This is a genomic window from Streptacidiphilus neutrinimicus (assembly GCF_000787815.1).
GTDB classification, from domain to species: domain Bacteria; phylum Actinomycetota; class Actinomycetes; order Streptomycetales; family Streptomycetaceae; genus Streptacidiphilus; species Streptacidiphilus neutrinimicus.
Genome location: NZ_BBPO01000167.1, coordinates 1 through 3,553, shown reverse-complemented (window position 1 = coordinate 3,553; position 3,553 = coordinate 1). Strand labels below are relative to the sequence as shown.

Genomic DNA, 3,553 nt, shown 5'->3' with positions numbered 1-3,553 from the left:
TCCGAGGTGGTCGGTCACCTCGCCCTCAAGGGCGGACTCCAGCAGTCGCTTCGTCAACTGCTGGAGCAAGCCGCTCTCGCCGGTCAGCTGCAGCCCTTCGGCGCGGGCTCGGTCGACCAGCATCCCGATCAACTGGTCGTCCACGGCGCCAACCCCGGGCGGCGTCCACGGTCTCGCTCATCACGTCGCTCACTTCGGTGGTCCTCATCCCCGAGGGGACCCTCCGGCCCACCCGGCATTCCATGATCCACCGTTAAGCAGACACTCCCTGCACGCGCGTGCACAGGTGCCACCTACCGAAGGGCGCGCTACGAGAGTAGTGAAGAAGAAAAAACCCCAGGTCAAAGGCTTGACCTGGGGTTCATGGAGCCGCCTTCGGGATTCGAACCCGAGACCTACGCATTACGAGTGCGTTGCTCTGGCCAACTGAGCTAAGGCGGCGAACGGGGATTAGTCTACACAGCTCCGGGGGGTGCTCCTGCACGCTTTCCGATCACGACATGATCACCCCGCCGCGGAGGCGGTCGCGAGCTTGGCCGCGAAGCCGATGAAGAGGGCCGCGACGCCGGTGGTGAGGGCGGCGGAGAGACGGCGGCGGGCGCGGAAGACGGCGGCGAGGCGGTGGCCCGCCAGGATCAGCGTCGACAGGTAGAGGAAGCTGAACAGCTGGACCGTGCCGCCCAGGACGGCGAAGGAGAGGCCGGGCTCGGCGTAGGACGGATCCACGAACTGAACGAAGAAGGAGAGCAGGAAGAGGATCGCCTTCGGGTTCAGCAGGCTGATGAGCAGCGCGCGGCGGAACGGGGAGGTCTGCGACAGCGAGGTCTGCGGCGGTTCCGGCTCAGCCTGCGGGGCGGTGGAGAGATCCGTGGACGCGGCGTGGCGCTCGCGCCACAGGTCGCGGGCGGCCTTGATCATGCCGTAGCCGATGACCAGCAGGTACACCGCGCCGATGAGCTTCACCGCGTCGAAGACCACCGGGGTGGTGCGCAGCAGGGAGGCCGCGCCGAGGGAGGTCAGGGTGATCAGTGTGGTGTCGCCCAGGAAGACGCCGGCGGCGGCCCGGTAGCCGGTGGATATCCCGGAGCGCGCGGCGGTGGAGAGCACGTACAGCGAGTTCGGCCCGGGCAGCAGAACGATCAGCAGCGCGCCGAGGGCATACGTGGGGTAGTGGATCACGCCGAACACGGCGACTGCCTTTCATCGAGTGGAGAGGGCGAAGCGTCCCGATGAAAGGATCGTGGAGGGTAGTCGCTCCTGACAACCACCCTCCACGTGAGAACCGTGACGCCCGCGTCAGTGGCAGACCGTGCCCTTGGCCGGGACCGTGCCCTGCAGCAGGTAGTTGTTGACGGCATTGTCGATGCAGGCGCTGCCGCCCGGGTCGCGCGCGTAGGCGGTGTGGCCGTCGCCGTCGAAGGTCAGCAGCGTGCCGGTGTCGAGCTGCTGCGCCAGGCCCTCGGCCCACTCGTACGGGGTGGCCGGGTCCCGGGTGGTGCCCACCACCAGGATCGGCGCCGCGCCCTTGGCCGGGATGACGTGCGGCGAGCCGGACGCCTTGACCGGCCAGTACGCGCAGGTCAGGCCGCCCCAGGCGAGGCTCGCCCCGAACTGCGGCGAGGACTTCTCATACGACGGCAGCTGCTGCTGCACCTGGCTCGGGCTGGTCGCCGCAGCCGGCAGGTCGAGGCAGTTGACCGCCGCGTTCGCGTACATGAGGTTCTGGTAGTGGCCGCTCGGGTCGCGCTCGTAGTACTGGTCCGAGAGCGCGAGGAGCTCCTTGCCGTTGCCGTTGTTCACCGCGTCCGCCAGTGCGAGGCGCAGGCTGGGCCACTCCGACGGGTCGTACATGGCCGAGATCACGCCGGTCATCCCGAGCGCCTCGTTCAGCTTCCGCGGGTCGCCCGTGGGCAGCGGGTTGGCGTCCAGGGACTTGAAGAACGCGTCGAGCTTCTGGTTCGCCTGCGCGACCGTCCCGTTGCCCAGCGCGCAGCCGGGGCGCTTGACGCAGTCGGCGGCGAACGCGTCGAAGGCCACCTGGAAGCCGCCGGCCTGCTGGGCGTTGAGCTGCTGCGCGTTCAGGGACGGGTTCATCGCCCCGTCCAGCACCATGGTCCCCACCTTGGAGGGGAACAGACCCGCGTACGTCGCGCCGAGGAAGGTGCCGTAGGACTTGCCCAGGTAGTGCAGCTTGTCGTCGCCGAGGAGGGCGCGCAGCACGTCCATGTCCCGTGCGGACTCCACGGTGCTCACATGGCTCAGCAGCTTGCCGGACTGCTTCGCGCAGGCCTGCGCGAAGCCCTTGTCCGCCGCGACCAGCGCGCTCACGCCCGCCTGGGTGGTCGGCGTGGTGTTCACCTGCGTGTAGGCGTCCATCTGGGCGTCCGTCAGGCACTGCACCGGCGCGCTGCGGTCGACGCCGCGCGGGTCCACGCCGACGACGTCGTAGGCCGCGCGCACCACCGCCGGGTACGTCATCGCCGCGTACTCGGCGTAGTCCACCGCCGAGCCTCCCGGGCCGCCGGGGTTGACCAGCAGCGACCCCATCCTCGTCACACCCTGGCCCGTCGCCTGCTTGCGCACCGCGGAGAGCGTGAGGTCACCGCCGCCGGCCGCGCCCGGGTGGTCGTAGTCCAGCGGCACCTTGAACGTCGTGCACTGGAACCCGGAGTCGCAGCCGTGCCAGGACAGCTTCTGGTCGTAGTAGGGCTGCAGGTCGGCCGGGATCGCCGTCGGCAGCGGCTGCAGCGTGGTCGCCGCGGGGTTCGACGCGGTGTCGGTCGAGGACGGCCCACCGGCCGCGGAGGCGCCGCCCGACCCGCCGCCTGACGCGCCCGGCGTCGATCCGGAGGAACTGCAGCCGACCAGGCCCACTGCCGTCAGCCCGAGGACGGCCAGCGCCACGACGGCCTTGGTGACGCGCGACCTGCGAGCGCCCGGTTCGGCAGCGCCCGGTTCGGCAGCGCCATGTTCGGCCGCGCCCGGTTCGACAGCGCCCGGTTCGACAGCGCCCGGTTCGACAGCGCCCGGTTTGGCGGCGCGGGCCTGCGGGGGCCGCTCGGACGGGACGACGCTGGGCACGCGGGTTCTCTTCATGCTCTCCCCAGAGTGGGCCGCGCCGCGGAGGGGCCGCGCGGCGAATGTGCGGTGGTGCGTCTGGTGGGGGCGTCAGCGGTGGGCTGCCGCGGCGAACTCCTCGGTTACATAGTCTGCCGCCATTCTCACCAGCCGCACGCGTTCGCGGGCCGACGTCGCGTCGCGGACCACCGACGAGAGCCGCACCGCCGCGTCCGGCGCCCCCTGGAGCGCGGCCCGCAGCCGGCTCGCCTCGGCCTGCCCGGCGGTGTCCCGGCGGGCCTGCGCGAGCAGCAGGCGGAGGCCCGACGGCAGCGGGGAGGCACCGCCCGCCGCCTTGCCCGGCACCGGGTGCGGCAGCGCGCCTCCGAGGGCGGCCGCGCCGGCGTAGGCGTCCGGATGGGCCAGCTCGGCCGTGACCGCGCACGACGAGCCGCCGTCCACCCCGACCTCCGCCCAGGAACGCGGGCGCGAGGCC

The 3,553-nt window shown here is 71.5% G+C and carries 3 protein-coding genes, 1 tRNA gene and 1 pseudogene; all 5 read right to left on the bottom strand.

Going from position 1 to position 3,553, the window contains the following annotated elements; genetic code table 11:
- Window positions 1-144, bottom strand: a pseudogene (locus TR48_RS46945) (IS256 family transposase); the annotation flags it as partial.
- Window positions 145-364: 220 nt separating this feature from the next.
- A tRNA-Thr gene (locus TR48_RS38205) sits at window positions 365-441 on the bottom strand.
- Window positions 442-504: 63 nt separating this feature from the next.
- Window positions 505-1,188 (bottom strand): leucine efflux protein LeuE, encoded by a 684-nt coding sequence (gene leuE / locus TR48_RS38200; RefSeq protein WP_042375550.1) that lies wholly within the window; start codon window positions 1,186-1,188, stop codon window positions 505-507.
- A gap of 108 nt (window positions 1,189-1,296) precedes the next feature.
- The gene (locus tag TR48_RS38195) at window positions 1,297-3,096 is read right to left on the bottom strand and encodes an alpha/beta hydrolase (RefSeq protein ID WP_084730112.1); all 1,800 of its coding nucleotides are present in this window, start codon (window positions 3,094-3,096) and stop codon (window positions 1,297-1,299) included.
- A 72-nt stretch (window positions 3,097-3,168) separates the two neighbouring features.
- Window positions 3,169-3,553, bottom strand: a 385-nt coding sequence (locus TR48_RS44110) for a hypothetical protein (RefSeq protein ID WP_042375547.1), incomplete at its 5' end; no start/stop codon positions are given.